Genomic DNA, 26,280 nt, shown 5'->3' on the forward strand with positions numbered 1-26,280 from the left:
GTACCTGATCCCCTCGAACCACGACGAAGCCCCCGACCCCCTTCCCCCTCGGTCGGGGGCTTCGTCGTGCCCATCACCCGTGAAGGAGGTCGAACGTGGGAGCACGCGGTGCGAAGCCGAAGCCGACAGCGCTCAAGGTGCTGCACGGCGACCGCCCTGACCGGATCAACCACGCCGAGCCGATCCCGCCCGAGGGCGAGGTCCAGCCGCCCGCCGAACTCTCCGACGACGCCCGCGCGGTCTGGGACCGGCTCGCGCCGGGCCTCATCACCGTCGGCGTCCTGACGAGCTGGGACATCGACGCCTTCGTCATCGTCTGCGAAGCCCTCGCGCGCTACCGGCAGGCGACCAAGCTCGTCAACGGCTCCGCGCTGCTGGTGCAGGGGCCGAACGGCTTCGTGAAGAACCCCGCGCTGGTCGTTCAGCGTGAGGCCGAGACGACGTTCGCGCAGTACGGCGCGAGGTTCGGACTCACCCCGTCCGACCGCACGCAGTTGAAGGTTGACGCTCCGGGTGCCGCCAAGGGGCCGAGCGCCGAGCGCCTCCTCTCGTAAGCCTCGGCTGCCGGAGTGCGGGTTCACCCTCGACGGGCGGACCTGCCGCAAACGCGGCGATCACTTCTGCCGACCGCGTGCCGCGCATGCGGTCGCGTTCTGCTCCGAGCTGTGTGTCCACACGAAGGACAAGTGGGCTCGCCGGCCGTTCGAACTCGCGTCGTGGCAGCGCAAGGACATCATCGAGCCGCTGTTCGGCGAGGTCACGTGGGATCCCGAATGGGAGTCCTACGTTCGCCGGTACCAGATCGGCTGGATCGAGCTGGCGCGCAAGAACGGCAAGAGCGAGCTGCTGGCGTTCATCGCGCTCTACCTCCTCGTCGGTGACGGCGTGGAGGGCGCGGAGATCTACGGCTGCGCGATGGACCGGGGCCAGGCCGCGAAAGTGTTCGATGTCGCGGCGCGCATGGTGAAGCTGTCGCCGGTCTTGTCCGCCCGCCTGGTCGTGAAGGACCACATCAAGCGGATCATCGACGAACGCACCGGCAGCTACTACGAAGTGGTCGCGGCCGACGCAGCCGGGAACCTCGGTCACAACCCGCACGGCGTGGTCTTCGACGAGGTGCTGACCCAGCGGGACGCCCGGCTGTGGGACGCGATGCGGACCGGTATGGGCACCCGCGCGCAGCCCATGATGATCGCCGCCACCACGGCCGGTGACGACCCGGCCAGCTTCGCCCGCTCCGAGCACGACGAGTGCGTTCGCATCCAGGATGACCCGGACCGCGCCCGGCACCGGTTCGCGTACGTCCGCAACGTTCCCGAAGACGCCGACCCGTGGGACGAGAAGAACTGGGCGCTGGCGAATCCCGCGCTCGGCGACTTCCTCTCGATCCGGTCGCTACGCCAGGAAGCGGCCGAGGCCAGGAACGATCCGTCCAAAGAGAATTCGTTCCGGCAGTACCGGCTCAACCAATGGGTGCAGCAGGCGCACAGGTGGATGCCGATGCACTTGTACCGGCAGTGCGCGGGCACCGTTGCCCCGGCACCGGACTGGCTGCGCGCCGAGCTGGCCGGACGCCGGGCCTACGGCGGACTCGACCTCGCGGCCAAGCTCGACATGACCGCGTGGTCGCTGCTCATCCCAGACGGCCTGGACGGCGTTCCGTCGATGCTCTGGCGGTTCTGGCTGCCCGAGGCCGCGGTGCGGTTCCTCGACGGCCGGACGAACGGCCGGGTCTCCCAATGGGCTGACGGCGGCTGGATCACCGTCACGCCCGGCGACGTCATCGACTACGACGTGATCTACGCCGACATCGCCGAGGACTGCCGGACCTTCAAGGTCATGGCGGCCGGATACGACGAGTGGTCCGGCGAGCCGGTCCGGCAGGAGATCCAGAAGAAGACCCGGATCGACCTCGCGCCGATCCCGCAGACCTACCGGGGGCTCACGTTCGGCATGACCGAGCTGATGGCGCTCACCAAGTCCCGGAACTGGACGCACCACGCCAACCCGGTCGCCGAGTGGTGCTTCGACGCCGTGGCGGTCCGCCACCCGGCCGGGGACGCCGACCAGCTCCGACCGGACAAGCCCGACCGCCAGGCCGTCGGCAAGCGCATCGACGCCGTGCCGACGGCTGCGATGGCGATCACGCGCTGGCGCGAGCTGGCGCAGAAGCATGCCCGGTCGGGCCGGATGGTCATTCGGTGATCGGCGGCTCACCGGCTTCGTCCAGGGACTCGTCGGTGCCCTTCTTCGCGAGCGCGAGCACCGTGTTCGCGACCTCGGGTGTCATCTTGAAGCGGTAGGTGTCGCCGACCTGGTCGCGCTCGAACGGCACCTGCCCGCCAAGGCGTTTCTGCGCAGCGCCGAGCATGCCTGCTCCCTTCCGGCGGTCGATGCTGATCATGTCGCAGAGGTGCTTCCAGTCCACCCAATCACCTTGCGCCACAAGGGATTCATGGGCCAGCGCCTTGAGGAACGCGCGCCAGTGCTCGTTGACACCGCTGTTGTAGGCGTTCGCGACGGCTTCTGGGGCGGTCGGGTCACCAGCTTCCTTGGCGGTAGCTTGTGATGCGTAGTTCGCTGCATGCTTCGCCATCGCGGGAATGCTCCAATCTGGGACTGTAGCGGTGAAAGTCACCCAGTTCGTTGTCATGTCGACTCCTCATCAGCCGCCGGTCTAGATACCTCTAAGGTACCTTAAAGATACCTTGCGAGCAAGGGGGTGCCTGTGGCGACTGGCGACGTGCCCTCCGCGATCGACATGCAGTGGATCAACCGGCTGACGCTCGCGCACAACTACGAGCTGCCCGAGCTGCGCAGGTTGCTCGACTACTACGAGGGACGCCAGAAGCTCTCGTACATGCACCCCGAGCTGGAAGCCACGCTCGATGAGCGGGTTCGGCAGGTGGTAATCAACTGGCCGCGTCTGGTCGTCGACGCGCTGGAGGAACGGATCGACCTCAACGGTTTCCGCCTCGGCGGAAAGCCGGACGTCGACCGCGAATTGGACCACGTCGCGCAGTACAACGACCTGGACGCGGGATACCAGCAGGCGCACGTGACCGCGATGGTCATGAAGCGGGCGTACGCGATCGTCGGCACGAATCCGCGGCGCGCGGACGCGAAGTACCCGCTGGTGACAATCGAGTCGCCGCTTGAGGTCCACGTCGAGCTGGACCCGGCCACGCGCCGGGTGATCGCGGCGATCAAGCGTTGGCACGACGTCGCGCCGGACGGCGCGCTGCGCTGGTACGTGACCTTGTACCGGCCGGACTACACCGTGACCTTCGTGGCCGCGCCGGAGGCCGGTGGCTACGTCGAGGTGTCCCGCGATGACCACCTGCTCGGCGAGGTCCTGGTGGTCCCGATCGTGAACCGGCCGCAGCTGTGGGCTCCGCTGGGCACGAGCGAGCTGGCCGACGTGATCCCGCTGTCGGACGCGGCCTGCAAGGTCGCCACCGACATGATGATCAGCGGCGAGTTCCACGCGATGCCCCGGCGCTGGGCGCTCGGCTTCGACGAGGACGACTTCACCGACAAGGACGGGAAGAAGGTCTCCGTCTGGCAGACCATCGCGGGCAAGATCTGGTCGACGTCGAAGACGAAGAAGGACGACGGGGTGGAGGTCGGCCAGTTCAACGAGGCCGACCTGACGAACTTCCACAACACGCTCCGCGCCTTGGCGACGATGGTGTCCACCGTCTCCGGGCTCAGCCTGCACAACCTCGGCTACTCCAGCGATAACCCGGCCTCCGCCGACGGCATCCGCGCGGCCGAGGCCCGGCACGTGAAGCGTGCCGAGCGGCGGATCAAGGGCTTCGAGACCGCGTGGGAGCGGATCATGCGCCTGGTCATGCTGGTGCGCGACGGCTCGGTGCCGGACGACGCGCGCTGGATGGAGACTTCCTGGGCGGACTGCGCGACGCCGACGTTCGCGCAGAAGTCCGACGCGGTGGTCAAGCTCTACCAGGCCGACAAGCTGGTGCCGCGCAGGATGGCTCGCCGGACCCTCGGATACAGCCCGACTCAGATCGCCGACATGGAGCGTGAGGACCGCGAGGACGTCACTCGCACGCTCTACGACCCGGCGACCGAGTTCGGCATGAAGCCGTCCACCGACGATCCGCCGGCGAGCGTCCGCGCTCCGGAGCCCGTCGGCGCGGGACGGGCGTAACCGGTGACGGTCGCGCTCGCGCCCCGGGCCGGGCTCGAACACCTCGACGCCACCCAGGTCGTCGTCCGTCGACAGGTCGACCAGGTCCAGCGGGCCTGGCGGGGCCTGGACCCCGGCGGTCTCCGCGCGAGCTTCACCGCGTTGGTCGGGCCGGTCATGCTCGCCGCGATCGCCGCAGGACAGGTCGAAGCCGCCGCGTTGGCGACGCCGTACGTGAACGCTGTCCTGGCCGACGAGCCACCCGACGCGGTTCCGCCGTCGATCTCGGCCAGCGCCTTCGCCGGATTCACTTCGGCGGGGCTACCGCTCTCGTCCCTGGCAGACCTCCTGATCGTGCGGCTGCTGACCGAGATCGGAGCGGGCATGTCCACCACGGACGCGATGCTCGCCGGACTACGCCGCGCCCTGACCTACACGGCCACGGAGATCACCGACGCCGGACGCACCGCGACGCACGTCCGGCTCATCGCCGACACACGCGCGGCCGGGTATGAGCGCGTCGTGAAACTGCCCGCCTGCGACCGCTGCATCATCCTGGCCGGTCGGCTCTACCGTTACTCGCAAGGCTTCCGGCGTCACCCTCGATGCGATTGCACGATGATGCCGGTAACCCGCCAGCAATGGCGGGAGTCCAATATGGACAACCATCCCCGTGCCCTCTTCGACGCGATGAGCGAACACGAGCAGAACGTGCGCTTCGGCGCGGGCAACGCTGCCGCGATCCGAGCCGGTGCCGATCTCTCACAGGTCGTCAACGCCCGGCGCGGTGCCCTGCCCGTTGCCGGGCGTTGGACCACCACACAGGGCACCAGCTCCCGGGGCCTGGCCGGAACGCGGGTGGGCGAGCTGCGCAAGCAGCCCGGCCGCCGCTACCGGATGTCCCAGGCGTCCCGCCCCACCGCCGGACAGGTCATCAACGACTTCTCCGGAGGCACCCGCGAGGAGCTGACCGCAGCACTCCGCCGCTACGGCTACCTGCTGTGACTCTCGCGCCGCACGGCGCTCACCACCCCACAACACCGGGCAGGCGCACGCCGACGCCCGGCGATCCCGCACGGGAGGAACACCACAGCCATGTCCGACACCACCGACGCGCCCGCGGAAAGCGGGAACACCGACACCAGCACGCAACAGACCGAGCCCGAGCAGCAGCCGGCCACCTCCTCGCACGGGCAGAAACCCGAGCAGGACGAGGAGAAGGACTTCCGCAAGCTCTACGAGCAGGCGGTTACCCAGTCCCGCAAGTGGGAGTCCCGCGCTCGCGAGAACCGCGACAAGGCGAAGAAGTGGGACGAGGCCGAGGAAGCCAACCGCAGCGAGGCCGAGAAGTCCGCCGCACGCGCCGAGGCGGCCGAAGCTCGCGCCAAGGCGGCGATCACCGCCGCGATCAACGCGGAGATCCGCGCCGCCGCCCACGGCTGGGCCACCCCCGCCGACGCCCCGCGCTACCTGGATGAGAAGGACCGTTACGTCACCGACGACGGCGAGATCGACACCAAGGCGATCTCCGAGGACGTGGCCGCGGTGCTCAAGGAACGCCCGCACCTCGCAGCGGCCGAAGGCGGCCGTCGGGGACCGAACCCCGATCCAGGGCAAGGCCACCGGGGCGGCGTCTCGGTCGCGGACCAGATCCGCGAAGCCGAGGGCAAGGGCGACCATCGGGAAGCGCTGCGGTTGAAGACCCAGCAGTTGCTCGACCGCAAGAGCGGTCGATGAGGTGCTGAGCCGGTGCCGAGCGTCGCAAACCGCTCAGGAGTGATCACTGAATTCCCGGTATCGCTGGAATGCTCGATACGTTCAACAGCCCGAATTTCGTCGGGGAACTGTTCGGCGTCACGCCGACCGACACCCCACTGCTGTCCTCGATCGGCGGCCTGACCGGCGGCCAGTCGACGGACAGCACGATCTTCACCTGGCAGTCCTACGACCTGCGGGACCCGGACGCCAACCGGCAGCGCCTCGAAGGCGCTGACGCTCCGGCACCCGAGGCCCGCAAGCGGCAGAACGCCTTCAACGTGGTGGAGATCCACCAGGAGGCCCTGTCCATCAGCTACACCCGCGAAGCGGCGAACGGACAGTTCGCGGGCACCGGGTCGGCCGTGCCGACGTCGGCAGGTGTCACCGGCACCAACCCCGTCGGCGACGAGCTGGCGTGGCAGACCCAGCGGCACCTTGAGCAGATCGCCCGCGACATCGAGGTCAGCTTCATCAGCGGCACGTTCGCGCAGCCGACGGACAACACCGCGCCCCGCAAGACGCGCGGCCTGCTCCAGGCGATCCAGACCAACGTGATCACCCACGCCACCCCGACCGCCCTCACCGAGGACGTCGTGGTCGATCTCCTCCAGGAGACGTGGGAGAACGGTGGCATCTCGGTCTCGGAGACGGCGACGCTGGTCTGCGGCGCGCACCAGAAGCGCATGCTCACCAAGGCGTTCATCACCGACAAGGGCTACCGCGAGCAGACCCGCAACGTCGGCGGCGTCCAGCTCCAGACGATCGAGACGGATTTCGGGCGGCTCAACATCATGTTGAACCGGTACATGCCCACCGACACGGTGGTGGTCGCGAGCCTGGACGAGCTGGCCCCGGTCTTCCTGCGCATCCCCGGCCGCGGCTTCCTGTTCACGGAACCGCTGGCGAAGACCGGCTCCAGCGACAAGTACCAGATCTACGGCGAGGTCGGCCTGCGCTACGGCAACGAACGCAACCACGGCAAGATCACCGGGCTCTCCACCACCTCGGAAGGGGCGTGATCCGCATGGGAGGCCAGCCGAGCAAGGGCACTCCGAAGGACAAGCGGATCTCCGGGCGCGGTCAGAAGCCCGGCCCGAAGAAGGGCAGCCACAACAAGAAAGGGGGCGGGTCGTGAAGTTCGTCAGCGAGCAGAACCCCGGGCTGGTCGTGCGCGACCTCGGCGTGCGGTTCGTCGACGGCGAAGCCGAGGTGGACGGTAAGACCGCTGCCGAGCTGCGCAAGCTCCCGCCCGAACTCGGCGTCCGCGAGGCGGGCAAGTCCGACACCGACGAGTCGGCCGCCGGTACCGGCGCAAAGCCCCGACGGGCGCGGCCGGAGTAGCCGGTGGTCGAGCTGTTCACGGCCGCGACGCTCGCCGCGCTGTCCGGCCGCCCGGTCTCCGACGAGACCGCCGCCGTCATCCACACCTGGGTGCTGGCGGAGATCACGGGTGAGATCGGCGAACTGCCGGACCCGGTGCCCCCGGGCGTCGCGGCCGTGGCGCTGGAGCTGGGCAAGGCCGCCGTTCCCGCTCCCGGCGGAGCGGCGTCGACGACCATCGGCCCGTACTCGGCCACCTACGCCAGCGGCGGTCCCGGCGGCACCCTCGGCCGGGACGCCCGGATGAGGCTCCGCCGAGCGGTCGGCCGCAACAGGGCGTTCACCATCGAGACAACTGCTACGTCCACTGTGGACTCCGTGTGACACCGGAAGGGTTATTCGGCCAACGGTTGTCGGTGTCCCGGCCCGCAGGCACCAACCGCTACGGCGACCCGCTGCCTGCGACCGAGCACACCGTGGACGACTGCGTGCTGGCACCGGGCGGCTCGTCGGAGATCACCGATCGGGCAGACCAGGTCACCGCACGGATGACCGTCTACGCCGGACTCACCGCTGACTTCGAAGCGGTCGACCGCGTGACGCTGCCCGACGGCACACGGTGGCAGGTCGCTGGTGCGCCGCAGCGCTACCGGAGCCCATTCGTCCCGGATTCCGGAGTGTGCGTGATCAACCTGGAAAGGGTGACTGGCTGATGGCCGACGTCGAGTTCGTGCCCGACCACAAGGGGTTGGCCGCGTTGCTGCGAGGCCCCGAGGTACACGACCTGATCATGGACCGGGCGCGCGGCGGGGCCGAATTCGCGCAGCGGATCGCGCCGCGTCAGACCGGCGAGTACGCCGCCGGAATTCGCGCGGAAGACGGCGGCCTCGGAGGTCGCCGCCACGATCGACCGGTCGGGCTGATCGTGGCGACCGCGCCGCACTCGGCAGCCGTGGAGTGGGGCAACGACCACCAGACCCATCCTCACCACGTGCTCGGCCGGACGCTCGACATCGTGGAGGCGGGCTGAGGTGGGCATGGTCCTGCCGCCGTTTCCCGACGCGGAAACGGTGGTCCTGGCCCTGCTCGAACCGGTCGCGCCGACCGTCACCGCCACCCCGGCCGACCTCACGCCGCCGCTGATCCGCGTGCAACGCGTCGGTGGCTCCGACGACCGGATCACCGACCACCCGCGCATGGAGATCGCCTGCTACGGCAGCGATCGCGCGGACGCCTGGCAGCTCGCCGAGCAGTGCCGACAGCTGATCCTCGGCAGCATCCGGACACGGGTGGCCGGCGTGCTCATCGACTCCGCGCGCACGGACAACCCGCCCACGCAGGTGCCGTACGCGACGACCGAGGACGTCCGGCGCGTCCTGGGCTATTACCGCTTGTCCTGGCGTCGAGGCAGGTCATGAATCCTTACGGAGCTTTTCGTCGAAAGACGCCACAGCGTCGAGAGTTGCCTGCACCGATAGCTTTTCCGCGCGGACTGTTGAACCGTCGCCAAGGTGCGCGACGGCCGTAAACCACCCAGCACCGTCAATCTTGCCGCGCGTGAGAATGTTCAGGGCCTCGAAGGCGGTGATCTTGAAGTGGCGAGTCGAAGCAGGCTCCAGCTTCAAGGGAAACGCGTTCTCCTTATCGAGAAAAGGTATTGACGAACCCTGCGGGCCTACCTCGATTGAAGCTGTGTTGACCTCGATCGGCGATCGTCCAGTGTTCCGAAGTTCGACAAATAGCAGAATGCGCTTTGTTGTGCGGGTATCGGCCTCGGACATCCTGTTCGTGACGTTGGAGAACATCGGGGGGAACGCGCCGGTCAACTCCTCCACCGGAGCAACGAAGGTGCCGCTGGAAATCCTGATCTTCACCTGCGGTCCGGTTCGCCTGAACGAGTGGACGTTCCAGAGTAGGGAACCAGCGGATACCGCAAGGGACAGCGCCGAAACTCCCAACGCCCACCAAGCCACGTTCACGTCAATCCCTCTCGTCGAAGACGACGAGCATGTTATCCGCTCGACCGCACAGGGAGGCTGAGTACAAGCTGACCGCACCGACAACGACCACCTACGAGGCTTTGAAGAAGAAGCAGAGCGATCTGATCCGCAAGGCGCTCGAAGGCAGCATCTTCATCGCTGACGACACCGCGGACCTGCCCACCGCGCTCACGTCCGGCGACGCCGCCAACCTGCTCGCGCTGCCGCCCGGCTACGACGACATCGGCTGGGTCGACAAGGGCGACGGCGCGACCTGGAGCCGATCCGTCGACACCTCCGACGTGAACTCCTGGGGCGCGGTCGAGCCGACCCGCACCGACATCACGTCGCAGACCGACGGCCTCAAGTTCACGGCTCAGGAGACCAAGCGCCGCACGCTGGAGCTGTACGAGGGCGTGAACCTTGCGGGCGTGACCCCGGACGCGACGAGCGGCGAAGTGCACTTCGACCGTCCCGCCCGTCCGGCGACGCGCTACTTCCGCGCCTTCGGCCTGTTCGTCGACGGCGTCGGCCCGGACACGATCTACGTCGCCAAGCTCGCGCCGAAGGCGTCCGTCACCGACACGGGCGACCAGAAGTGGTCCGACGGCGACGACCCCGTGGGGTACGAGGTCACGCTCACCGCCAAGTACGACGAAGAGGCGGGCACCGCGATGCGCTTCTTCTTCGGCGGCCCCGGCTGGAAGGCGCTTCTGGAGGAGATGGGCTTCGCCACGACTCCTCCGGCGGGCGGCTGAGCGCACAAACGTGGCGCGGCGCTCACGGTTGGGGTGGCCGTGGCGTCGCGCCACCCCCTTCGCACCCCGAATCCGACCGCCCCGGCCGATTCCCGACAGGAGATCCACGATGACGACCCTGCGCGCGCCCGACGGCCGCGAGTACCGCACGGAGAACGAGCACGAGGTGAAGAACCTGACGCTCGGCCACGGCTATGCCGTCGTCCGCGACGAGACCGAACAGCCCAAGCCCGCCACCCCGCGCGCCCGGCGCACACCGCAGCCGGCCACCCCCGAGCACGCCGACACCACCGACGCCTGACCGTTGTAGGAGAGACCACCCCCTGAGCAAGAAGTACAAGTTCAACCGCTACGTCCGCGAGGCGAAGGCCGACCCCTTCGTCCTGGAACTCGACGACGACCAGGAACTCAGCATCCCGGCACCCGACGGGGACACCGTGCTGGAGATCGAAGAGTCGCGCAGCTCCCGCCGCACGCTGGAACTGCTGACCGGAGACTACTTCGATCAGGTCTTCGACCTCGTACGGCACCAGCCCGCCAGCGTGCTCAACGGCCTGGTCGGCGACATGGTCGACCACTTCGGCCTGTCGGCGGCACCGCCGGGGGGTACACGCGCCTCGTCGCGCTGATCGAGGAGTACGGCGAGGCGATCGAGTACGACCTTCAACACGAACTCGGACTCGACCTGCTGGCGTTCTTCCGCGCCGAGCGGCCCTGGACGCAGCTCCTCCGGCTCGTCGAGCGGCTGCCCGACCACAGCCATTACAAGGTCGCGATACACGACGACGACGAGCTGGCCCGTCGCCAGCGCGACGCCGAGCTGGCCGACGGGAAGAAACGACCGGCCCGGCCGCGCACGGTGGACGCGCACTCCTGGACCCCCGAGCGTGCCGCGCTGACCGATGTCGCCGACATCCTGCTGACCATCCGGTCATCGCTGGAGGCGCAGCGCACGGGCAAGAGCCAGAAGGCCACGCCGATGCCTCGGCCCCGTCTGGCCCGGGATCGCCTGGAGATCGCCGACAGCCACCAGCGCCACCGTGACCGCGTTCGTCTGATGCTCGGCAGGGGGTGACCCTGCTTGGCGTACTCGGCCGGTGCCGCCTATGTCCAGCTGCTGCCAACGCTGCGCGGGTTCGGCAGCTCGGCTGCGTCGCAGATCAACTCCCAGCTCGCCAACGTCGGCGGCCCGGCCGGTCAACGTGTCGGCCGGAACCTCGGCGAGGGAGCAGACACCGGGCTTTCCGCCACCCTGACCCGCCTGCGCGGGAGGTTCGAGGAGGTGAGCCGCTCCGGCTCGGACTCCATGTCCCGGCTGGCGCGCGGCACCGCTCCCGTGCTCGACCAGCTCGCCAAGGTGAGCCCCGTCCTCGGCCGCGTGCGAGACGGCTTCCAGTCCGGGCAGGTCGCCGCGTCGGCGTTCTCCGGCGCGGCTGGCTCGGTCGGCGGACATCTCCGGACGATCACGGACGCGACCGGACGCGTGGGTGCGGGCTTCGGCTCGATGGCCACGCTCAGCGAGTCCGCGCTGAGCCGGACCGGCTCGGCGATCAACCGCGGCCTGCTCGCACCCGTCCGGGGCGCGAGCACGATCCTCGCGGGCTACGGCCTCACGGCCGGGACCGTGTTCACCGGAGCTGGCGTCGCCGCGGTTGCGATGGGCGTGAAGTTCGCGGCCAGCCAGGAGCAGGCCGAGATGGCGTTCACGACCATGCTCGGCAGCGCGCAGAAGGCGCAGGCATTCGTCGCGCAGCTCCAGGACTTCGCGGCGAAGACGCCGTTCGACCTGCCGAGCGTCACGACCGGAGCGCAGCGGTTGATGGCCTTCGGGTTTGCGGCCAAGGACGTGCTGCCGACCCTGACCGCGATCGGCGACGCCGTAGCGGGGATGGGCGGTTCTGCCGAGCAGATCAACCAAGTCGTGCTCGCCGTCGGCCAGATGTCGGCCAAGGGCAAGGTCCAGGGCGACGAGATCTTGCAGCTCACCGAGGCCGGTATCCCTGCCCTGCGCATCCTGGCCAACCAGTTCGGGGTCACGACGGCCGCGATGCAGGACATGATCTCCAAGGGGCTCGTCAGCAGCGCCGACGCGATCCCGAAGCTGATGTCCGGCATCGAGCAGGGCACGCGCGGCGCGGCCGGGGAGACTCAGGCGTTCGCCGGGATGATGGCCAACCAGGCCACGACCCTCAACGGCATCTGGTCGAACTTCACCGACAACCTCAACAAGGCGCTCGGCCAGCTCGTCACGCCAGCGCTGCCCGCGATCAAGAGCGGCCTCGCCGTCCTGTCCGACGGCCTGGGCGCGCTGCCCGCGCTCATCGCGCGGTTCCAGGAAGCGGCCCGCCCCGTGGGAGCGGTCGCCGGAGCGGCCTTCCGCGACCTCGGCGCGTTCATCACCGGCTCTGTCGTTCCCGCGCTGCGCAACCTGTGGACAGCGGTCCAGCCGGTCGCGGTCATCGTCGGCGGAGCCCTGCTGGCTGCGCTCCGCGCCACCGGACAGCTGCTGCGGGAGGTCGTCGGCCCGGCGCTCGTCGTGGTCAGCGGTTGGCTGCGTCCGCTGATGCCGGTCATCGTCGGCATCGCAGCGGCCTTCCTCGCCTGGTACGCGGTGGCCGCTGCGGTCAGCGCGGTGACCAAGGCCGTCGAGCTGGTGCGCGGGGCCATCCTCGCCGTCCGGATCGCCTGGACGTTGCTGAGCCTCGCCTTCACCGCCTCACCGATCGGCTTGATCATCGCCCTGGTCGCGGGCCTGGTCGCCGGGATCATCTACGCCTGGAACAACTTCGAGGGCTTCCGCAACGTCGTGCTGACGGTCTGGGAGGCGATCCAGACCGCTGCGCTGTGGGCCTGGAACAACGCGCTCAAGCCCGCGTTCGACGGCATCGTAACGGCCGCGCAGGCGGTCGGCTCGGCGGCCGTGTGGCTCTGGCAGAACGCGATCGTCCCGGCCTTCAACGCGATCGTCTCGGCCGTGCAGGCGGTCGGTGCCGCCGCGAACTGGTTGTGGCAGAACGTCTTCTCGCCGGTCTTCAATTTCATCAGCGTCGTGGTCCAGCACGTCGCCGCGATCCTCTTCACCGTCCTCATCGGACCGGCGATCCTCCTGTTCCGCGCGCTCGCGGCAGCCGTGATGTGGCTGTGGACCAACGCCGTGCAGCCGGTCTTCACGTTCATCGGCCAGATCGTCGCCTGGGCCTGGAACACGATCATCAAGCCCTACCTCGACGCCTGGGTCTGGGTCCTGACACAGGTCGGGAACGGCTTTGTCTGGCTGTGGAACAACGCGATCAAGCCCGCCTGGGACGGCCTGGTCGCCGGGATCTCGTGGGCCTGGACCAACCTGCTCAAGCCGACCTTCGACGGTTTCGTCTGGGTCATCGGCCAGATCGGCGACTTCTTCGTGTGGCTGTGGAACGTCGCCGTCCGCCCGGCCTGGGACGGCCTGGTCGCTGGTGTCTCGTGGGCGTGGGCGAACGTGCTCCGGCCTGCCCTCGACGGCCTCGGCATCGCCGTTCGAGCGGTCGGCGACTTCTTCGGCTGGCTCTGGAATTCCGCGGTGAAGCCTGCATGGAACGCGCTGACCGGAGCGCTGCAATGGGCCTGGGACAACGTGATCCGCCCGGTGTTCGACTTCTTCAAGGGCGCGGTCGACAAGATCGGCGACGCCTTCACGTCCATGAAGGACATCGTCAAGGGCGTCTTCGACTCCGTCGTGGAGTTCGTGAAGAAGCCCATCCAGGTCGTCATCGACGTGGTGTGGAACAACGGCCTCCGCCAGGTCTACAACACGGCCGCCGACCTGCTGCCCGGAGTCGAGCCGCTGCCGGAGCTGCGGTTGGCCGGCGGGGGCGTGGTCCCCGGTTACGCACCCGGGCGCGACGTCGTGCCTGCCGTGCTCTCGCCCGGCGAAGCCGTTCTCGTCCCCGAGCTGGTGCGCGCGATCGGTGCCCGGAACATCCTCGCGGCCAACGCGAAGGCCATGCAGGGCCGGGCGTTCGCCCGAGGTGGCATCGTCGCGCGCTTCGCCGACGGCGGGATCGTCGGCGCGGCACCCGACCCGAGCGCGACCATCACGCCGTCGGCGACGTCGTTGACCGCCGACCAGGCGGCAATGGAAGCCACCGACGCCGCAGCCGCAGCGCTCGCGGCCACGCTGGACACCGTGCTCGCTCCGGCGCTCGCCGCCGTCGAGCTGCACATCGGGACTCTGCTGGTGCAGGCGAACGCCGGGCTCACCGTCAGCACGAACAAGCTGCGCGACGACCAAGCGGCGGCCTGGACAGCTGTCGCGGCCACGGTCGCCTCGGCCGGTAACGCGATCGCTGCCCGGAACAACACGCTGCACGGTCAGCTCAACGCCTCCTGGGCGGCCATCGCGGCGTCCGTGTGGGCTTCGGTCAACAATCAGGGCAACGCGTTCGGGTCTCTCCAAAGTGGACTGAACGCGGTACGCGGAGCGGTCTCCTTCACCGCCGGGTGGGTGCACGATCGTTTCCTGGAGATGCAGGGCCACGCCGCCAACCCTGTGCGCTGGATCTTGCAGTGGCCCTTCAACGCCGGGCTCGTGGCAGCCTGGAACCGGCTGAACGCGGATTTCGCGCTGAATAAGGCGATCGGGCCAGTGCCCCTGGCGTTCGCGCTCGGCGGCTCGGTTCCCGGCGCGGGGACCGGCGACACCGTGCCCGCGATGCTGACGCCCGGGGAGTACGTCCTTCCGGTCGACGTCGTTGACCGCTGGGGCCTCGACAACATCCGGGCCGCTCACCTGGCCGCATTGCGTGACGACTTCCCCGGCCTGGAGGGCATGTTCGGGCCGGATCTCCGGTTGGCGCAGCGAGTCCGCGGCTACGCCGACGGCGGCCTGGTCGCCGACACGGGGTCGCAGGTCAACGCCGCCGTGCTCCGAGCGCAGCAGTTCGCCCGCCAGTTCCACGGCCGCACATACAAGTGGGCCGGGGTCGGCCCCGACGGGTTCGACTGCTCGGGCTTCATGAGCGCCATCACGAACGTGCTGCGCGGCGAGTCCCCGCACAAGCGCCGGTTCACGACGGCATCCTTCGCCGCTGGACCGGTCGACGGCTTCGTGCGCGGACTGTCCTCGGCCTTCGCCATCGGCGTCAAGCAGGGCAACCCTGGACACATGGCTGGCACCCTCGGTGGGGTCAACGTCGAGTCCGGTGGACCGAAGAACCAAACCAGCTACGGTCCGCCGGCTGCCGGAGCCGACAGCCCGCAGTTCACGGCGCAGTTCTCCCTGCCAGTCGTCGGCGGGCGGTTCGTGCCCGGCGGGGGCGGTGGCGTCGACGTCGGCCAGCTCGTCAACGAGGCGTTCGCCAACACCTACCGGCTCATCGGCGACATCGGCCGGACTTTCCCCGGCAACCTCATGGCCGCGCAGGGCTCAGGCATCGCCACGCAGGCCGCAGACCGGGTGAAGCAGTTCGCGATGGACAAGATCGCGGCCCTCTATGCCACCACCTCGGCGTCGGCCGGGTCACCGGAAGTCGTCGCGGCGGTCCGTGCGGTCGCCGCTCGCTTCGGCTGGGGCACCGGCCCGCAGTGGGACGCGCTGAACTGGGTCATCGGTCGGGAGTCCGGCTGGAACCCGGCAGCGGCCAACCCGCGCAGCAGCGCGCGCGGCCTGTTCCAGAAGATGACCTCGGTACACGGTCCGTTGGAAGCGACTCCGGCCGGGCAGGCGGAGTGGGGCTTGAACTACATCCGCTCACGGTACGTCGACCCCGTCGGGGCACAGCGGTTCTGGCAGCAGCACGGCTGGTACGACGAGGGCGGATGGCTCCCGCCGGGAATGTCCACTGTGTACAACGGCACCGGCAAGCCGGAGGCCGTGTTCACGGCCGAGCAGTTCGACGCCATCAGCCGCGCCGTGGACCGGCCGGACCAGCCTCACATCACGGTGTACGCCCGCACTGACGCCGACCCGGAGCACATCGCGCACTCGGTGGATCGCCACCTCGCCCTCGGAGCCCGGCTGTAGGAGGTGGCGATGCCTCAAGGTGCCCACGTATGGACGCTCGACTGGCTGACGATGCACCCCGACGGCGACGTGCGCGACTCGGCGGGTGTGCAGTGGATTCTCACGCAGGAGAAGGGGTTCTGGGGAACGCCGGGGACGAACGCGGAGTTCTCGTCCAGGCTCGCGCGCCACGGCGCGTACCGCTCGCCCGGTTGGAAGAAGCAGCGCACGATCAGCTTGACTGGCCGGGCGTACGCGGACGACTACGCCGTCCTGCGGCAGGCCGAGGCGAACGTCCTCGGCCTGCTGTCGGACCCACGTGCACCAGCCGCCCTGACCTGCTTCTCGGAGCTGGGCGCGCTCACCTGTGACGTGTTCCTGGACGACGAGATCCTGTGCACGCCACTGAAAGTCGTCAGCGAGCCCGGCTTCGAGTTCAGCCTCCAGGTCGTCGCGCCGGACCCGGCGAAGTACTCGGTCGAACGGCAGACGATGACCGCGAGCCTGCCGCGCGATTCGGGCGACGGCCTGGATTTCAGTCAGGTGGTGCAGCCCGACGCCAACCAAGGGCTCTACTTCGGGATCGGTGCCGACGACGACGGGCTGAGCTTCGGCACGTCGAACGCCTCGGGCTTCATGCGGCTGACCAATCGCGGGTCCGCGCCGACGACACCGGTCTACACCCTCTACGGTCCGCTGACGAACCCGATCCTCACCGCTGAGACCGCGACGATGCGCTACAACGGCACGCTCGGGGCCGGGGAATTCGTCGTGATCGATCCCAACGCCCCCAGCGTGCTGCTCGGCGGTACGGCGGTGCGCCGCCAGTTACTCAACCCCGCGCAGTTCAACGGCTTCGCGATCCCGCCGGCCAGCCGAACCGGCGGTCCCGGCGTGCTGTCGGTCGGCCTCACGCACAGCGGCGCGGCGACGGACGCCGGGTACGTCACCGCGGTCTTCCGCTCCGCGTGGTTCTGACCTCCATTCCATCCCACGAAAGGGGATCACTCATGGGTGTGTACAGCGACGAGCCTGATCCGCCGGTCTACTACCAGGCGGTCGAGGCAACCGACTGCGTGCGGTACACCGACGTGAGCCAGGCGAAGTGGTTCCAGGACAGGATCAATTACGCGTTCGGCGGGCAGTCGAGCACGAACGTGCGGATGGCCGACGATGGCACGACGATCCGGTGGTTCGGGTACTACTGGCTGCGGCTCGGCGATTGGCTGTACAAGGGCAACACCGCGATCACCGACGAGGTTCTTCGCGCGTCGGGCCTGCGGCCGATCCTGACCACCTGGCCGGAAGATCCGCCGCCGCAGCCCGACCCGGAACCGGAGGCGTAGCCGGTGGTCTCCCTCGGAGCCTCGGCAGCCTCGGCCGTCGACCCCTGGGCCGTCCAGTCGCGTATCGGGCTCACTGATGCGCGCCTGGCGCTCGATTCCGTGTTGATGCCGCGTCCGAACTTGAGCTTCATCGACTACCGCAGTGGGGTCATGGCCAGCGGTGACACCGGTGGTGTCGGCGGCAGCTCGCACATGGCGATGCGGGTCAAGCCCGCCAGCTCGGGCCTCGCGGTCACGGTCGAGATGGGCAACGCGGTGATCAACACCCCGTCGATGGGCGCGTACATGTGCGCCTTGGACTCGGTTAAGACGCTGAACCTCGCGGCGGCCAGCTCGACGACGAACCGGATCGACTTGGTGATCGCCAGGGTCTACGACGACCTCAACCCGGCCATCGCGTCGGCCTCGGGCGTCCGGAAGTTCGTCGTCGAGGTGTGGCAGGGCGACCCGGCCACGGGCACGCCGTCGGTGCCGACCCCGACCCCGACGTCCGGTTGGACGCCGCTGGCCGCCGTCACCGTGGCCAAGGGCGTGACCGCGCTTGCCACGGCCGACATCAAGGACATGCGCGGTCCCGGACTCGTCGCGCGCGGCGGTCTCCGCGCGCTCTACGGAGAGGACGCGAAGCCGACCTCCACGGCGTTCAAGGAGATCGGCGCGTACCCGGGCGAGCAAAGGTGGGTGCAGGCCCCGGGTTTCCAGCACCAGGCGTGGTACGGCGCGGGCTCCGACGCGTCGAACAGCGGCTGGCGCGGCGTTTTCAACTGCATCAGGTACTACGCCGCCGCGCCTCCCGGCGAGTTCAGCTTCGTCTCCGGTTTCGGCGTCGCCCGGGAGATCTGCCGGGTGAACATCGCCGATCCGGGCGTGCCCTACTTCGTGTACCCGACCGGTCGCGCCGCGATCACATTGTCCGCCCAGTCGGCGGCGGATCTCCGGATGAACGTCGGCTCGCTCACCGGCACCGACATCAACTGGACCCGATTCGACACCTACGGGGCCAATGTGGACAAACTGCAAGTACCCAACGTGGCCCCGATGCACTACGGGCCGATGACCGGTGCGCAGAGCATCGTCCTGAGCTGCGGCATGCGGGACAGCGCGTCGCAGTACTCCGGCTTCGGGTACCGAGGGAACGACGCGGGAGCCAACGTGCTCTCAGTGCTGGTCATGCCGTCGACCGTGCAGCCGCCGCCGGTCTGATGAGCACCGAGTGGCGGGTCATGGTCGCGGAGACGACGACCGGCCTGCTGCTCGCCGACGTCACGCCCCGGGATCTCCCGTCGTTCTCCCGCAAGCTCACCGACCGGGGGCAGTGGACCGTCAACGTCATCCCCGACGACGCCGCGAACGCGAGCCTGGACTTCCACTCCCTCACCGACGCGGGCCGGTTCACCTGGATCGTCATGTGCGGCTCGATCGTCGCCCAGGCCGGGCCGACGTTCACGCACTCGTTCGACGAGAACTCACGGACGCTCTCGGTCTCCGGCACCGGGATAGCCGGCCTGTTCGACCGGCGGGTCTTACGGAACTCGGTCCCGTACACGTCGATCGTCAACCCGTCCGAGGACCTCACGATCTCCAACCGGAGCCTCCGGGGCATCGCCCGCGAGATCGTGGCGTCCAACCTGGCGCAGACCGGATACGGGCTCCCGATCGACCTTCCCGCCCCGGAAACCGGCACGAACACCCGGACCTACTACGGCTACGACCTGGCGATGGTCTGGGATCGGCTCGACGACCTGTCGAAGGTGATCGGCGGTCCCGAGATCGACTTCTGGCCGTACCTCGTTCCGGGGGAGAACAAGCTGCGCTGGCAGATGCTCATCGGCACACCGCTGCTCGGCGACCAGCAGTCCGCGGCCGTCTGGGATTACGGCGGCGCGCTGTCGGCGATCGACGTGGACGTGAACGGCAGCGCGTCACCGTGCACCCGCGTCTGGGTCAAGGGCTCGGGCACCGAGCGGGGCCTGCTCACCGGCTACGCGGAGAACGGGTCCCTCGTCGGCCTCGGCTTCCCGCCGACCGACTACGTGGACGGCGACCACACGTCGGTCACCGAGGCCAGCACGCTCAAGGGCTACGCGGACGCGGACCTCGCGCAGTTCAACGCTCCCACCGAGACGTGGAAGTGCTCGATCCGTATCGACGGCGCGACCGGCAGCGGCTTCGAGGTCTCGCCCGCCCTCGGCAACTGGGGGCTCGGCGACGCTCCGACCTTCGGGGTCAGCGGTCACCCGTGGATTCCCGACGGCCAGTACCGGCGACGCATCCTGGCGTTCAACAGCAAGGACGAAGCATCGGTGTCCCTTGAGCTGCAACCCACTCCGGCGGCGCTCTGATGCCGCAGCCCCCGGGCTCGGGCACGCTCGCGGACCAGATCCGCGCGCTGGCCAACCGCCTCGACGAGCTGGCGCGCGCGAAGCCGAATCTCCCGGCCTGCGTGGTGCGGCTGACCGGAGATGCGAACCTCGCGGCCGGGGCCGACACCTTCGCACAGCTCGGCTGGAGCGCGACGCACGACCCGCTCGCCCAGTTCGTCACCGGCGCGGCCGGGGTGCCTGCCTATATCCAGATCGCGCGGGCCGGTTACTACCGCGTCCACTTCCACAGCGCGGTGACCGGAGCGAACGCGGTTGCCGCCGCGAAGGTCTCCACCAGCGGCTCGAACGTCGGCAACTCCATCGCCACGGACGCCGCGCCGATCGTCCAGGCGGGATCGGACGGTGCGGTGCTCGACGCGCTGCGGTCACGGATCTACCTGAACTCCGGCGACAAGCTCTACTGGTCGAACTGGTGCAACGCCGCCGCCACAGTGAAGGGGTCGCTGTTCGGCGTGCCCACCGAGATCTCCGTGCAGTACGTGAGCGCCCAGTGAACGAGAAGGGGTGTTGAGGTGCTGCCACGCCCGCTGGTGACGGCGCTGACCATCCTGATCTCGGTTGCCTGGACCGGAAACGTCGTCGTCGGCTTCATCTACCCCGACCGGCACGACCCGACCATCAACGCCATCTTCGCGATCGTCGTGGGCGCGGTGTACGCCCTGGGACACCGGAACACGGCGAAGTTCAAGGAAGCTCGCCGCAGGCTCGCCGACATGATCGCCGGAGACGAGAAGGAAGAAACCCCCGACGAGCAGGACAGCCCCGATGAGTGAGCTGTGGAACTACGTCTTCGAGTCGGCCGGTTGGGCAGTGCTCGGGTTCCTCGGCGGGTTCCTCGTCGGCCGCGCCGCCCGGGACGTTCATCGGGTCGCGACCGCCATCACCTCGGAGGAGCCCGTGCCCGACGACCAGACATCACCGCGGCCTCGTTGGCGCGTCCCGACAGGACAGTTCGTGCTCGGCGTCGTCGTCGTGCTGCTCGGCATCATCACCGTGGCGCAGGGCATCGTCACGAACTCGACGACACGCCGGATCACCGAGTGCCAGGCCGCCTACAGCAACGGGTTCGCTGACGCACTCGATGCTCGCGCCTCGGCGACGGCCGACGCGCAAACGGCGCTCGACGAGCTGATGAAGGCGATCAGCGGATACCTCGCCAGCCCTCCGGTCCCGCCCGACAAGGTCCGCGCCGCCATCGGCGACTACCTCGACTCACGCGAACGTGCCGACGCCGAGCGCCAGCAGCATCCGTACCCGCCGCCGCCACGAGACCTGTGCAAGTGAAGGAGGAATCGATGATCGAACCGGGTTCGCCCACCGACGAACCGCCGGCCGCCACCGCTGGCGAGGAGTCCCACGAGGACATCACCGAGTTCGTCGGCCAGGAAGCCAACGCGCCGGAGGACTCCGGCCGAGCAGCAGACAAGGACGGTGACGCCTGATTGGCGTGGCGTCTCGCCAGCGCACTCGCAGATCTGCGTACGGAAGTGAACACCCGCTGGCCGAAGCGGGACAAGACGAGCGACGGCACGATCGGCGACGCGGCCCACGCGAGCCGGTCCAGTGATCACAACCCGTGGGTCAAGGACGCGGCCGGAGTCGGCGTGGTCCGTGCGATCGACATCGACGTGGACGGCATCGACGCGGCATGGCTGGCCGAGCACCTGCGCCAGCGCGGCCGGAACGGCGACCGTCGGCTGACCGACGGCGGGTACGTCATCCTGAACCGCCGGATCACCAACGCCGACTTCTCCGGCTGGCACGCGTACACCGGCAGCAATCCCCACACCAGCCACGTACACGTCTCGTTCTCCCGCAGCCGCTACGACGACCGAGGTACCTGGGGGATCGTCGGTGGAGGCGGTAGCACCCCACCGCCGTCGACCGGCCGCTCGACCCTGCGCCAGGGTTCGACCGGACAGGCCGTGAAGGACCTCCAGGCGTTCCTCAACCGCGCGTACCCGGCCTACTCGAAGCTCGTCGTGGACGGGGCCTTCGGCCCGAAGACCACGGCCGTGGTGAAGGAGTTCCAGCGCCGCTCCGGGATCGCGAGCGACGGCATCGTGGGGCCGCAGACCTGGACGAAGCTCGGGTTCCGGTGATGCCCGTGGACGACTACAGGACTCGACCGCGACCGATCCTCGACGCAATCCGTGGCGGGGCATGGAAGACGGTGCTCGGTACCCTGATCGCCGCAGCGGTCTCGTTCGGACTGCTGAACGCTGAACAGGCGACGTTGCTCGACAACATCGTTGCTGCGCTGGCCACGCTGATCACACTGGTGACGTCCTTCGTGGCACAGCTCCACGTTCTCGGACGAGCGGAACCTCGGGTCACTCCGGTATCAGATCCGCGCGACAACGCTGGCGCACCACTGTTCCCGACGACCTCCGGACCGCCTGAGCCGCCGCTGACCTGACCGCCGTTGCTACAGTTCCAGTGCGGCGATCACCCGCAGGGGAACAAGAGCCCCCGTCTGTCCCGAGTGGACAGGCGGGGGCTTTTTTCTTGTTCAGCAAGCCTTCTGACTCGCGTAGACCTCGGTCGGCTCCGGGCACGTCTCGAAGTTCGGCATGGCTTCCTTCATCACGACGACCAGGACACCGCGTCGCTGGAACAGCTTGGCTGCCTCACGGACGTGGGATGGAGACGGGCCGAACGCTTCCGGCTTCGCGACGCGGACCTCATCACCAGGTCGGACACGATCCAACAAGCGGTCCAGACCCGGCGGCCGGTGCGGTCCCTGCCAGATGTCCGCCACGACCTCCGAGCAGCCGAGGAAGCGCATCCACCAGCTCAGCATGTCGGCAGTACCCGCGATCGCCTGGGGGTTCACACGCAGGTAGCCGAAGACGGTCACGCCAACCCCACGGCGGCCGGGCCGACCGGCAACCCCTTCTCGCGGCGGTATGCCTCGTACTCCGTGTAGACCTCTTCGGCCACGATCCCGCGGCTACCGATGTCGAAGCCGTTCTCGCGGCCCCACTGCTTCGCCAGGTCGCGGTACTGCTTCTTGGCACGCTCGACCTCGCGAGTTCCGCTGCGATCGGACTTGTACCAAGGCTTCCCGTTGGACATCGGTACCGCGTCGGCGGGCGCGGGCACAGATTTCGCCGAGGGTGCTGAGCCGTTCTTCCTTGCGGTCGGCACGCGGCGCTCCGGCTTGAACTTGCCGATTTTCGTTGCTACATCACGAAACGGTGCAATCGCCTCCCGCAACTCCTCGGCGTGCTCGTCGCTGAGGTCCGCCGCGAAGGCGTCACCGTCGATCGCGAACAGGACGGTCTCGCTGGCTGGCGTCTCGTGATCGAAGTCGTCGACCAGGAGGACTTTCTTCGCCACGCAGCATCCTCCTCTGCTCAGGCGGCAACAGCGTGTGCTGTGCTGCGGTTGTGCCGAACTCCCGGGCGTTTGCGGAGCTTCCGCTTGCCCATGTGCCGCTCGGCAAGGAACAGCCGGATGTGCTCGCGTGCAACCGGTACCGGCGACAAGTAGCCCTCGACCTCGGGGTACAGGATGCGACGTGCGCCGATGCGGCTCATCGTGTACGGCTCGCAGAGGTCCACGCCGGGCAGATGGCAGCGGGCGCATTCCAGCTCCTGCCGCCAAACCTCGTCCGGGTGGCCCTCGTTCTGAATGAAGTACGTCCCGAGCTGGTGAGTCAGGTCCCAGTTGTGGTGGAACAGTCGGCAGCGAAGAAACGCTTCCGGCGCGGACTCCAGGTACTCGCGAACCTCCGGGGGAATCCCGGACGCCTCGGTCATGCAGACCATCCCTCTCGTGTGCGCGTGATCACCCTGTTGAAACCGATTTAACACACCGTGCGGAGAGTAAGCAACCGGTTCGCGACGGAAAGTTTCCACCGGTACCGAACGCAACAGACGACAAAGGCCCCGTCGCTCACCGAGCGACGGGGCCTTTGTTGCGTCAGGCGCTACGCGGCGAATGCTGCCGCGTCGAACTCGTAATGCCTTACGCCGAGCCAGAACTTGTCGGCCTCAGACTCAGTGAAGACCAGCTCGACGTCGCTCGCGACGGCCGCACGGAACACGTGCAGACCGTCATGGCGGCGAACGACCTCCAGGCAGGTACCGGCGGCCGAACCTGTCGCGCGGTAGGTCTCCAGGAAGGCGTCCCAATCGGCCGCGTCGAACACGAGCCGGAGATCGTCGGCGGAACCGAACGGCACCGTGTCGTTGCGCAGCTCGACCCGCGCTCCGCGGCGGGCCACGCGCACGCAGTCCTTGTCCGGCTGGCTGGCGGACGCCTTGCGGAAGTCGTCTTCGCGGAAGGGTGACGGGGTGGCGGTGCTCATCAGCGATCTCTCCTGGTGGGGTGTCTCTGGAAAGCTCAGGCGGCGGCGCGGTAGTCGTCCGCGACGCCTCGAAGGAAGTCGCGGGTCTCGTCGAACTTCAGGGCGGCATTGCTCAGTCGCGCCCACGCGGTCTCGTACGCCCGCAGCGCCTTGCGGTCGTCGAGATACCTGATCTCGGCTTCGCCCTCGACGTAGGCGAGTTCGAGTGGGCCGGCCGCTCCTGGGGACGGCACGCGAATCAGCGTGAACGGAGATGCGATCGGCGACCTTCGGCCAGCGGGCTGGTCGAAAGGCATCACCTGGATGTGGACGTTCGGGCGGTTGGACAACTCGATCATGTGCTCCACCTGTTCGAGCATCACGCCAGCGTCGCCCCACACCCGCCTCACGCACGACTCCGAAAGGACGAACTGGAGGAGCGGCGGCTCGTCCTTGGCAAGGATGTCCTGGCGAGCGAGTCGTGCCGCGATCCGGTCGTCGAGCGTGACGCCGTTGATTTCAGGCATGTCGGCATGCAGTGCGCGGACGTACGACTCGCACTGGAGAAGTCCCGGCGCAACCTCGACCTCTACGCCACGCAGCTGGTCGGCGTGCTTGTCGAGATCGACGCGGAGGCGGATGTCTTCGGAGTACGCCCGGTTGTGTCCGGTCGTCCAGAAGCCGCGCTTGTGGTTGTCACGTCGCAGCTCGCGTAGAGCCTCCTGATAGCCCTCGTCGGTGAATCCGAGCTTCGTCGCGAGCAGCACGAGGTCGCCGGGCGCAATGTTGCTGCCCCCGCTGATCAAGCTGGCCATGCGCGGCTGGCTGGTTTCGATGAGCTTCGCGGCCTCCGCCTGTGAAGCTCCTGCCGTCTCGATCATGTGCGCGATCTCGCGCCCGAGCAGCAGCTTCTTGGCAGTGCGGACGGTAGCGGGCATCTACAGGACCTCTCCGTGAGCTGAGTTCGTGGCGTTTCTGGATCGGTCGATACCTCCTCTCGCCACAGAGGGTATCGCCCGACGCCACTCGAATGGACGGGTGCTCAAGGCTTGATAATCAAGCCGAGCGGTATCAGACTGCATATCTACAAGATCGGAACCATCTAGCTGGAATCAGTCACACTACCGCATGCGAGAGGCAGTTATGTCCGCACCTACGACAGCAGTTACACCCGCTCTGACCAGGCGAGAGGTCAAATGTCGCGATGCGGCACGGCGTCCGAGGCACGTCAGCACCTACGTCGGTGAGGGCGTCGTCGTACTGCTCGCCCCGGCGGCCGAGGCTGCCCAGCTCGACCCGGACAGTGCACGCGAACTCGCGACGAACCTCCGCGAGCACGCCGACGCCGTCGAGGCCCGCCAGCGAACCTCGGCCGGAGCCGCGCAGCGCACGCGCTTCTAAGACCTGGCCCGCTTCCTCACCCCCAGAGAGGGACCGGGCTTCCGCAGGCGGGCGGCGGGACGTCGAGCAAGGCGGCGCGGCCCGGACGCCTGGCTCCGCCCCGCCGCCCCCTACCCCGAGAACGCGGCGGGCCTGACGTGGACCCCGACCTCCGTCAGGTCCGCCGCACACCACCTCATCAGGACGGTTCACATGGTTCAGCCCTCGAAGAACGACGAAAACCCCCATAGCGAGGCGCTGCGCCGAGCCGTTGCCCACGGGTTCGAGCAAGTTCCCATGCCGCTCTCGACGATGGCGGTGTACGAACGGTGGGATCGTCCGGCAGGAATCGTCGAGGTCATCAGCGTGGTCAGCGATGACGAGGCGAAGGCGGCTCGGTGGCTGATCGCTGACTACGACTCCGGCGAGCACGGTCCGCGGTGGTCCCGCCAAGGATCACCCGAAGACGTGATCAATGCCTTATTCGAGACGGCCGAACCATGAACGACGAGTTCATGGCTTCGGAGACCGCTTGGCCCGGTCTCTGGAGCAGCAATCTCTTGCACAAGGTGGTGAAGGGCAACGAGAGCCGCCTGTCCGCCCAAGGGCGTTCGTTCGGACTCTCCGAATGCGGCGTGGCCTGCGTGCCGTTCCCGACGAAGCGGCCCGGCACGGCGTACTGCCCGACCTGCTTTCCGAAGTGGCCACGAGAGGTCGAACCCGAGTTTGACGAGGTGCTGCCTCCGCTGCCGAAGAGGATTCCGCAGCAGGTACCGCCTCGGCGGCCGTTCCGGAGCGACCCGGACAGCCCCTGGTTCAACTCGTTTGAGCAAGCAGACGAGGTTTCCCCAATGAGACGGCGCGAAGTAGTCGCGTCGGTCGCGATAGTGCCTGAGCACCTGTTCAGGCGTGGATAAGGGAGGTACAC

35 protein-coding genes are annotated in these 26,280 nt (G+C 68.4%); 28 read left to right on the forward strand and 7 right to left on the reverse strand.

Features of this window, described 5'->3' with window-relative positions; all coding sequences use genetic code 11:
• Positions 1-95: 95 nt before the first annotated feature.
• The gene (locus tag A4R43_RS01130; protein WP_093935629.1) at positions 96-554 is read left to right on the forward strand and encodes a phage terminase small subunit P27 family; all 459 of its coding nucleotides are present in this window, start codon (positions 96-98) and stop codon (positions 552-554) included.
• Positions 514-2,205 carry a terminase large subunit gene (locus A4R43_RS01135; RefSeq protein WP_113690571.1) on the forward strand — a complete coding sequence of 564 codons (1,692 nt, stop codon included), beginning with the start codon at positions 514-516 and terminating at the stop codon, positions 2,203-2,205. Before A4R43_RS01130 ends, A4R43_RS01135 begins: the two co-directional genes overlap by 41 nt.
• Here the strand turns inward: A4R43_RS01135 and A4R43_RS42490 are convergent.
• A complete protein-coding gene (locus A4R43_RS42490; RefSeq protein WP_143267144.1) occupies positions 2,195-2,653 on the reverse strand; it encodes a hypothetical protein in 459 nt (152 codons plus the stop codon). The two genes, A4R43_RS01135 and A4R43_RS42490, sit on opposite strands and share 11 nt — an antisense overlap.
• Positions 2,654-2,728: 75 nt before the next feature.
• Between A4R43_RS42490 and A4R43_RS01145 the strand changes: the two genes are divergently transcribed.
• The 9 genes from A4R43_RS01145 (at position 2,729) to A4R43_RS01185 (ending at position 8,649) form a co-directional block, all read left to right on the forward strand.
• Positions 2,729-4,174, forward strand: coding sequence for a phage portal protein (locus A4R43_RS01145; RefSeq protein ID WP_093935632.1), 1,446 nt, complete (start codon positions 2,729-2,731; stop codon positions 4,172-4,174).
• A 3-nt stretch (positions 4,175-4,177) separates the two neighbouring features.
• The gene (locus A4R43_RS01150) at positions 4,178-5,158 is read left to right on the forward strand and encodes a VG15 protein (protein WP_093935633.1); all 981 of its coding nucleotides are present in this window, start codon (positions 4,178-4,180) and stop codon (positions 5,156-5,158) included.
• A gap of 90 nt (positions 5,159-5,248) precedes the next feature.
• On the forward strand, positions 5,249-5,890 hold the full coding sequence (locus tag A4R43_RS01155; protein WP_093935634.1) for a hypothetical protein: 642 nt from the start codon (positions 5,249-5,251) through the stop codon (positions 5,888-5,890).
• Between the two features lie 68 nt (positions 5,891-5,958).
• Positions 5,959-6,930: an SU10 major capsid protein gene (locus tag A4R43_RS01160; RefSeq protein ID WP_236808697.1), complete on the forward strand. Its 972-nt coding sequence runs from the start codon at positions 5,959-5,961 to the stop codon at positions 6,928-6,930.
• 112 nt (positions 6,931-7,042) lie between these two features.
• Positions 7,043-7,252: a hypothetical protein gene (locus A4R43_RS01165; RefSeq protein ID WP_093935636.1), complete on the forward strand. Its 210-nt coding sequence runs from the start codon at positions 7,043-7,045 to the stop codon at positions 7,250-7,252.
• A gap of 3 nt (positions 7,253-7,255) precedes the next feature.
• Positions 7,256-7,615, forward strand: a complete 360-nt coding sequence (locus tag A4R43_RS01170; protein ID WP_113690573.1) for a hypothetical protein — start codon at positions 7,256-7,258, stop codon at positions 7,613-7,615.
• Positions 7,612-7,944, forward strand: a complete 333-nt coding sequence (locus A4R43_RS01175; protein WP_162788257.1) for a hypothetical protein — start codon at positions 7,612-7,614, stop codon at positions 7,942-7,944. Before A4R43_RS01170 ends, A4R43_RS01175 begins: the two co-directional genes overlap by 4 nt.
• Positions 7,944-8,261, forward strand: coding sequence for a hypothetical protein (locus A4R43_RS01180; protein WP_093935639.1), 318 nt, complete (start codon positions 7,944-7,946; stop codon positions 8,259-8,261). Before A4R43_RS01175 ends, A4R43_RS01180 begins: the two co-directional genes overlap by 1 nt.
• A gap of 1 nt (position 8,262) precedes the next feature.
• Complete coding sequence (locus tag A4R43_RS01185; RefSeq protein WP_093935640.1) at positions 8,263-8,649, forward strand: phage tail termination protein; 387 nt, start codon at positions 8,263-8,265, stop codon at positions 8,647-8,649.
• On the opposite strand, the gene A4R43_RS01190 is transcribed toward A4R43_RS01185, so the two are convergent.
• Positions 8,644-9,105, reverse strand: a complete 462-nt coding sequence (locus tag A4R43_RS01190; protein ID WP_113690574.1) for a hypothetical protein — start codon at positions 9,103-9,105, stop codon at positions 8,644-8,646. The genes A4R43_RS01185 and A4R43_RS01190 overlap by 6 nt on opposite strands.
• Before the next feature lie 206 nt (positions 9,106-9,311).
• On the opposite strand from A4R43_RS01190, the gene A4R43_RS01195 reads away from it, so the two are divergent.
• The 15 genes from A4R43_RS01195 (at position 9,312) to A4R43_RS01260 (ending at position 22,097) form a co-directional block, all read left to right on the forward strand.
• Positions 9,312-9,968, forward strand: coding sequence for a phage tail tube protein (locus A4R43_RS01195; protein ID WP_093935643.1), 657 nt, complete (start codon positions 9,312-9,314; stop codon positions 9,966-9,968).
• A 109-nt stretch (positions 9,969-10,077) separates the two neighbouring features.
• On the forward strand, positions 10,078-10,269 hold the full coding sequence (locus tag A4R43_RS01200; RefSeq protein ID WP_093935644.1) for a hypothetical protein: 192 nt from the start codon (positions 10,078-10,080) through the stop codon (positions 10,267-10,269).
• A gap of 136 nt (positions 10,270-10,405) precedes the next feature.
• A complete protein-coding gene (locus A4R43_RS01205) occupies positions 10,406-10,597 on the forward strand; it encodes a hypothetical protein (protein ID WP_113690575.1) in 192 nt (63 codons plus the stop codon).
• 230 nt (positions 10,598-10,827) lie between these two features.
• Positions 10,828-11,043, forward strand: a complete 216-nt coding sequence (locus A4R43_RS01210; protein ID WP_093935646.1) for a hypothetical protein — start codon at positions 10,828-10,830, stop codon at positions 11,041-11,043.
• Positions 11,044-11,049: 6 nt separating this feature from the next.
• Positions 11,050-15,969: an aggregation-promoting factor C-terminal-like domain-containing protein gene (locus tag A4R43_RS01215; protein WP_113690576.1), complete on the forward strand. Its 4,920-nt coding sequence runs from the start codon at positions 11,050-11,052 to the stop codon at positions 15,967-15,969.
• Positions 15,970-16,020: 51 nt separating this feature from the next.
• Positions 16,021-16,926, forward strand: coding sequence for a phage tail family protein (locus A4R43_RS01220; RefSeq protein WP_162788258.1), 906 nt, complete (start codon positions 16,021-16,023; stop codon positions 16,924-16,926).
• Positions 16,927-16,958: 32 nt separating this feature from the next.
• Positions 16,959-17,294, forward strand: a complete 336-nt coding sequence (locus A4R43_RS01225; protein WP_113690577.1) for a hypothetical protein — start codon at positions 16,959-16,961, stop codon at positions 17,292-17,294.
• Between the two features lie 105 nt (positions 17,295-17,399).
• Positions 17,400-18,497, forward strand: a complete 1,098-nt coding sequence (locus tag A4R43_RS01230) for a hypothetical protein (RefSeq protein ID WP_162788259.1) — start codon at positions 17,400-17,402, stop codon at positions 18,495-18,497.
• Positions 18,497-19,636 (forward strand): hypothetical protein, encoded by a 1,140-nt coding sequence (locus A4R43_RS01235; RefSeq protein ID WP_093935651.1) that lies wholly within the window; start codon positions 18,497-18,499, stop codon positions 19,634-19,636. Before A4R43_RS01230 ends, A4R43_RS01235 begins: the two co-directional genes overlap by 1 nt.
• Positions 19,636-20,172 carry a hypothetical protein gene (locus A4R43_RS01240; protein ID WP_093935652.1) on the forward strand — a complete coding sequence of 179 codons (537 nt, stop codon included), beginning with the start codon at positions 19,636-19,638 and terminating at the stop codon, positions 20,170-20,172. Before A4R43_RS01235 ends, A4R43_RS01240 begins: the two co-directional genes overlap by 1 nt.
• Before the next feature lie 18 nt (positions 20,173-20,190).
• Positions 20,191-20,451, forward strand: a complete 261-nt coding sequence (locus A4R43_RS01245; RefSeq protein WP_093935653.1) for a hypothetical protein — start codon at positions 20,191-20,193, stop codon at positions 20,449-20,451.
• The gene (locus tag A4R43_RS01250; RefSeq protein ID WP_093935654.1) at positions 20,444-20,962 is read left to right on the forward strand and encodes a hypothetical protein; all 519 of its coding nucleotides are present in this window, start codon (positions 20,444-20,446) and stop codon (positions 20,960-20,962) included. Before A4R43_RS01245 ends, A4R43_RS01250 begins: the two co-directional genes overlap by 8 nt.
• Before the next feature lie 11 nt (positions 20,963-20,973).
• Positions 20,974-21,120, forward strand: coding sequence for a hypothetical protein (locus A4R43_RS42495; protein ID WP_162788260.1), 147 nt, complete (start codon positions 20,974-20,976; stop codon positions 21,118-21,120).
• Positions 21,121-21,165: 45 nt separating this feature from the next.
• Positions 21,166-21,780, forward strand: a complete 615-nt coding sequence (locus tag A4R43_RS01255; protein ID WP_205215199.1) for a peptidoglycan-binding domain-containing protein — start codon at positions 21,166-21,168, stop codon at positions 21,778-21,780.
• A 5-nt stretch (positions 21,781-21,785) separates the two neighbouring features.
• Positions 21,786-22,097 carry a hypothetical protein gene (locus A4R43_RS01260; RefSeq protein ID WP_143267148.1) on the forward strand — a complete coding sequence of 104 codons (312 nt, stop codon included), beginning with the start codon at positions 21,786-21,788 and terminating at the stop codon, positions 22,095-22,097.
• A gap of 93 nt (positions 22,098-22,190) precedes the next feature.
• Here A4R43_RS01260 and A4R43_RS01265 read toward each other — a convergent pair whose 3' ends face one another.
• From A4R43_RS01265 to A4R43_RS01280, 5 genes are all read right to left on the reverse strand, one after another.
• Positions 22,191-22,538 carry a recombinase family protein gene (locus tag A4R43_RS01265; protein ID WP_093935657.1) on the reverse strand — a complete coding sequence of 116 codons (348 nt, stop codon included), beginning with the start codon at positions 22,536-22,538 and terminating at the stop codon, positions 22,191-22,193.
• Positions 22,535-23,020, reverse strand: a complete 486-nt coding sequence (locus A4R43_RS01270) for an Lsr2 dimerization domain-containing protein (protein ID WP_162788261.1) — start codon at positions 23,018-23,020, stop codon at positions 22,535-22,537. The genes A4R43_RS01265 and A4R43_RS01270 overlap by 4 nt, the downstream gene beginning before the upstream one ends.
• A gap of 17 nt (positions 23,021-23,037) precedes the next feature.
• Entirely contained in the window at positions 23,038-23,442 is a 405-nt protein-coding gene (locus A4R43_RS42500; protein WP_162788262.1) for a hypothetical protein, read from the reverse strand.
• Positions 23,443-23,612: 170 nt separating this feature from the next.
• A complete protein-coding gene (locus A4R43_RS01275; RefSeq protein WP_093935659.1) occupies positions 23,613-23,993 on the reverse strand; it encodes a DUF397 domain-containing protein in 381 nt (126 codons plus the stop codon).
• A gap of 35 nt (positions 23,994-24,028) precedes the next feature.
• The gene (locus A4R43_RS01280) at positions 24,029-24,910 is read right to left on the reverse strand and encodes a Scr1 family TA system antitoxin-like transcriptional regulator (protein WP_093935660.1); all 882 of its coding nucleotides are present in this window, start codon (positions 24,908-24,910) and stop codon (positions 24,029-24,031) included.
• Positions 24,911-25,565: 655 nt separating this feature from the next.
• Between A4R43_RS01280 and A4R43_RS01285 the strand changes: the two genes are divergently transcribed.
• Together A4R43_RS01285 and A4R43_RS42505 are read left to right on the forward strand one after the other, a co-directional pair.
• Positions 25,566-25,856 (forward strand): hypothetical protein, encoded by a 291-nt coding sequence (locus A4R43_RS01285; RefSeq protein WP_113690579.1) that lies wholly within the window; start codon positions 25,566-25,568, stop codon positions 25,854-25,856.
• Positions 25,853-26,269 carry a hypothetical protein gene (locus A4R43_RS42505; RefSeq protein WP_093935662.1) on the forward strand — a complete coding sequence of 139 codons (417 nt, stop codon included), beginning with the start codon at positions 25,853-25,855 and terminating at the stop codon, positions 26,267-26,269. The genes A4R43_RS01285 and A4R43_RS42505 overlap by 4 nt, the downstream gene beginning before the upstream one ends.
• The last annotated feature ends 11 nt before the right edge of the window (positions 26,270-26,280 follow it).

Source organism: Amycolatopsis albispora (assembly GCF_003312875.1).
Lineage (GTDB): Bacteria > Actinomycetota > Actinomycetes > Mycobacteriales > Pseudonocardiaceae > Amycolatopsis > Amycolatopsis albispora.

What these genes read in the sequence shown, in the direction of transcription:
- A4R43_RS01180 (WP_093935639.1), top strand. Translation starts at nt 7,944, where the DNA reads ATGGCCGACGTCGAGTTCGTGCCCGACCACAAGGGGTTGGCCGCGTTG.
- A4R43_RS01250 (WP_093935654.1), top strand. Translation starts at nt 20,444, where the DNA reads ATGAGTGAGCTGTGGAACTACGTCTTCGAGTCGGCCGGTTGGGCAGTG.
- A4R43_RS01225 (WP_113690577.1), top strand. Translation starts at nt 16,959, where the DNA reads ATGGGTGTGTACAGCGACGAGCCTGATCCGCCGGTCTACTACCAGGCG.
- A4R43_RS01280 (WP_093935660.1), bottom strand. Translation starts at nt 24,910, where the DNA reads ATGCCCGCTACCGTCCGCACTGCCAAGAAGCTGCTGCTCGGGCGCGAG.
- A4R43_RS01275 (WP_093935659.1), bottom strand. Translation starts at nt 23,993, where the DNA reads ATGAGCACCGCCACCCCGTCACCCTTCCGCGAAGACGACTTCCGCAAG.
- A4R43_RS01230 (WP_162788259.1), top strand. Translation starts at nt 17,400, where the DNA reads ATGCCGCGTCCGAACTTGAGCTTCATCGACTACCGCAGTGGGGTCATG.
- A4R43_RS42490 (WP_143267144.1), bottom strand. Translation starts at nt 2,653, where the DNA reads ATGACAACGAACTGGGTGACTTTCACCGCTACAGTCCCAGATTGGAGC.
- A4R43_RS01285 (WP_113690579.1), top strand. Translation starts at nt 25,566, where the DNA reads ATGGTTCAGCCCTCGAAGAACGACGAAAACCCCCATAGCGAGGCGCTG.
- A4R43_RS01155 (WP_093935634.1), top strand. Translation starts at nt 5,249, where the DNA reads ATGTCCGACACCACCGACGCGCCCGCGGAAAGCGGGAACACCGACACC.
- A4R43_RS42500 (WP_162788262.1), bottom strand. Translation starts at nt 23,442, where the DNA reads ATGACCGAGGCGTCCGGGATTCCCCCGGAGGTTCGCGAGTACCTGGAG.
- A4R43_RS01235 (WP_093935651.1), top strand. Translation starts at nt 18,497, where the DNA reads ATGAGCACCGAGTGGCGGGTCATGGTCGCGGAGACGACGACCGGCCTG.
- A4R43_RS01160 (WP_236808697.1), top strand. Translation starts at nt 5,959, where the DNA reads ATGCTCGATACGTTCAACAGCCCGAATTTCGTCGGGGAACTGTTCGGC.
- A4R43_RS01240 (WP_093935652.1), top strand. Translation starts at nt 19,636, where the DNA reads ATGCCGCAGCCCCCGGGCTCGGGCACGCTCGCGGACCAGATCCGCGCG.
- A4R43_RS01220 (WP_162788258.1), top strand. Translation starts at nt 16,021, where the DNA reads ATGCACCCCGACGGCGACGTGCGCGACTCGGCGGGTGTGCAGTGGATT.
- A4R43_RS01200 (WP_093935644.1), top strand. Translation starts at nt 10,078, where the DNA reads ATGACGACCCTGCGCGCGCCCGACGGCCGCGAGTACCGCACGGAGAAC.
- A4R43_RS42495 (WP_162788260.1), top strand. Translation starts at nt 20,974, where the DNA reads ATGATCGAACCGGGTTCGCCCACCGACGAACCGCCGGCCGCCACCGCT.
- A4R43_RS42505 (WP_093935662.1), top strand. Translation starts at nt 25,853, where the DNA reads ATGAACGACGAGTTCATGGCTTCGGAGACCGCTTGGCCCGGTCTCTGG.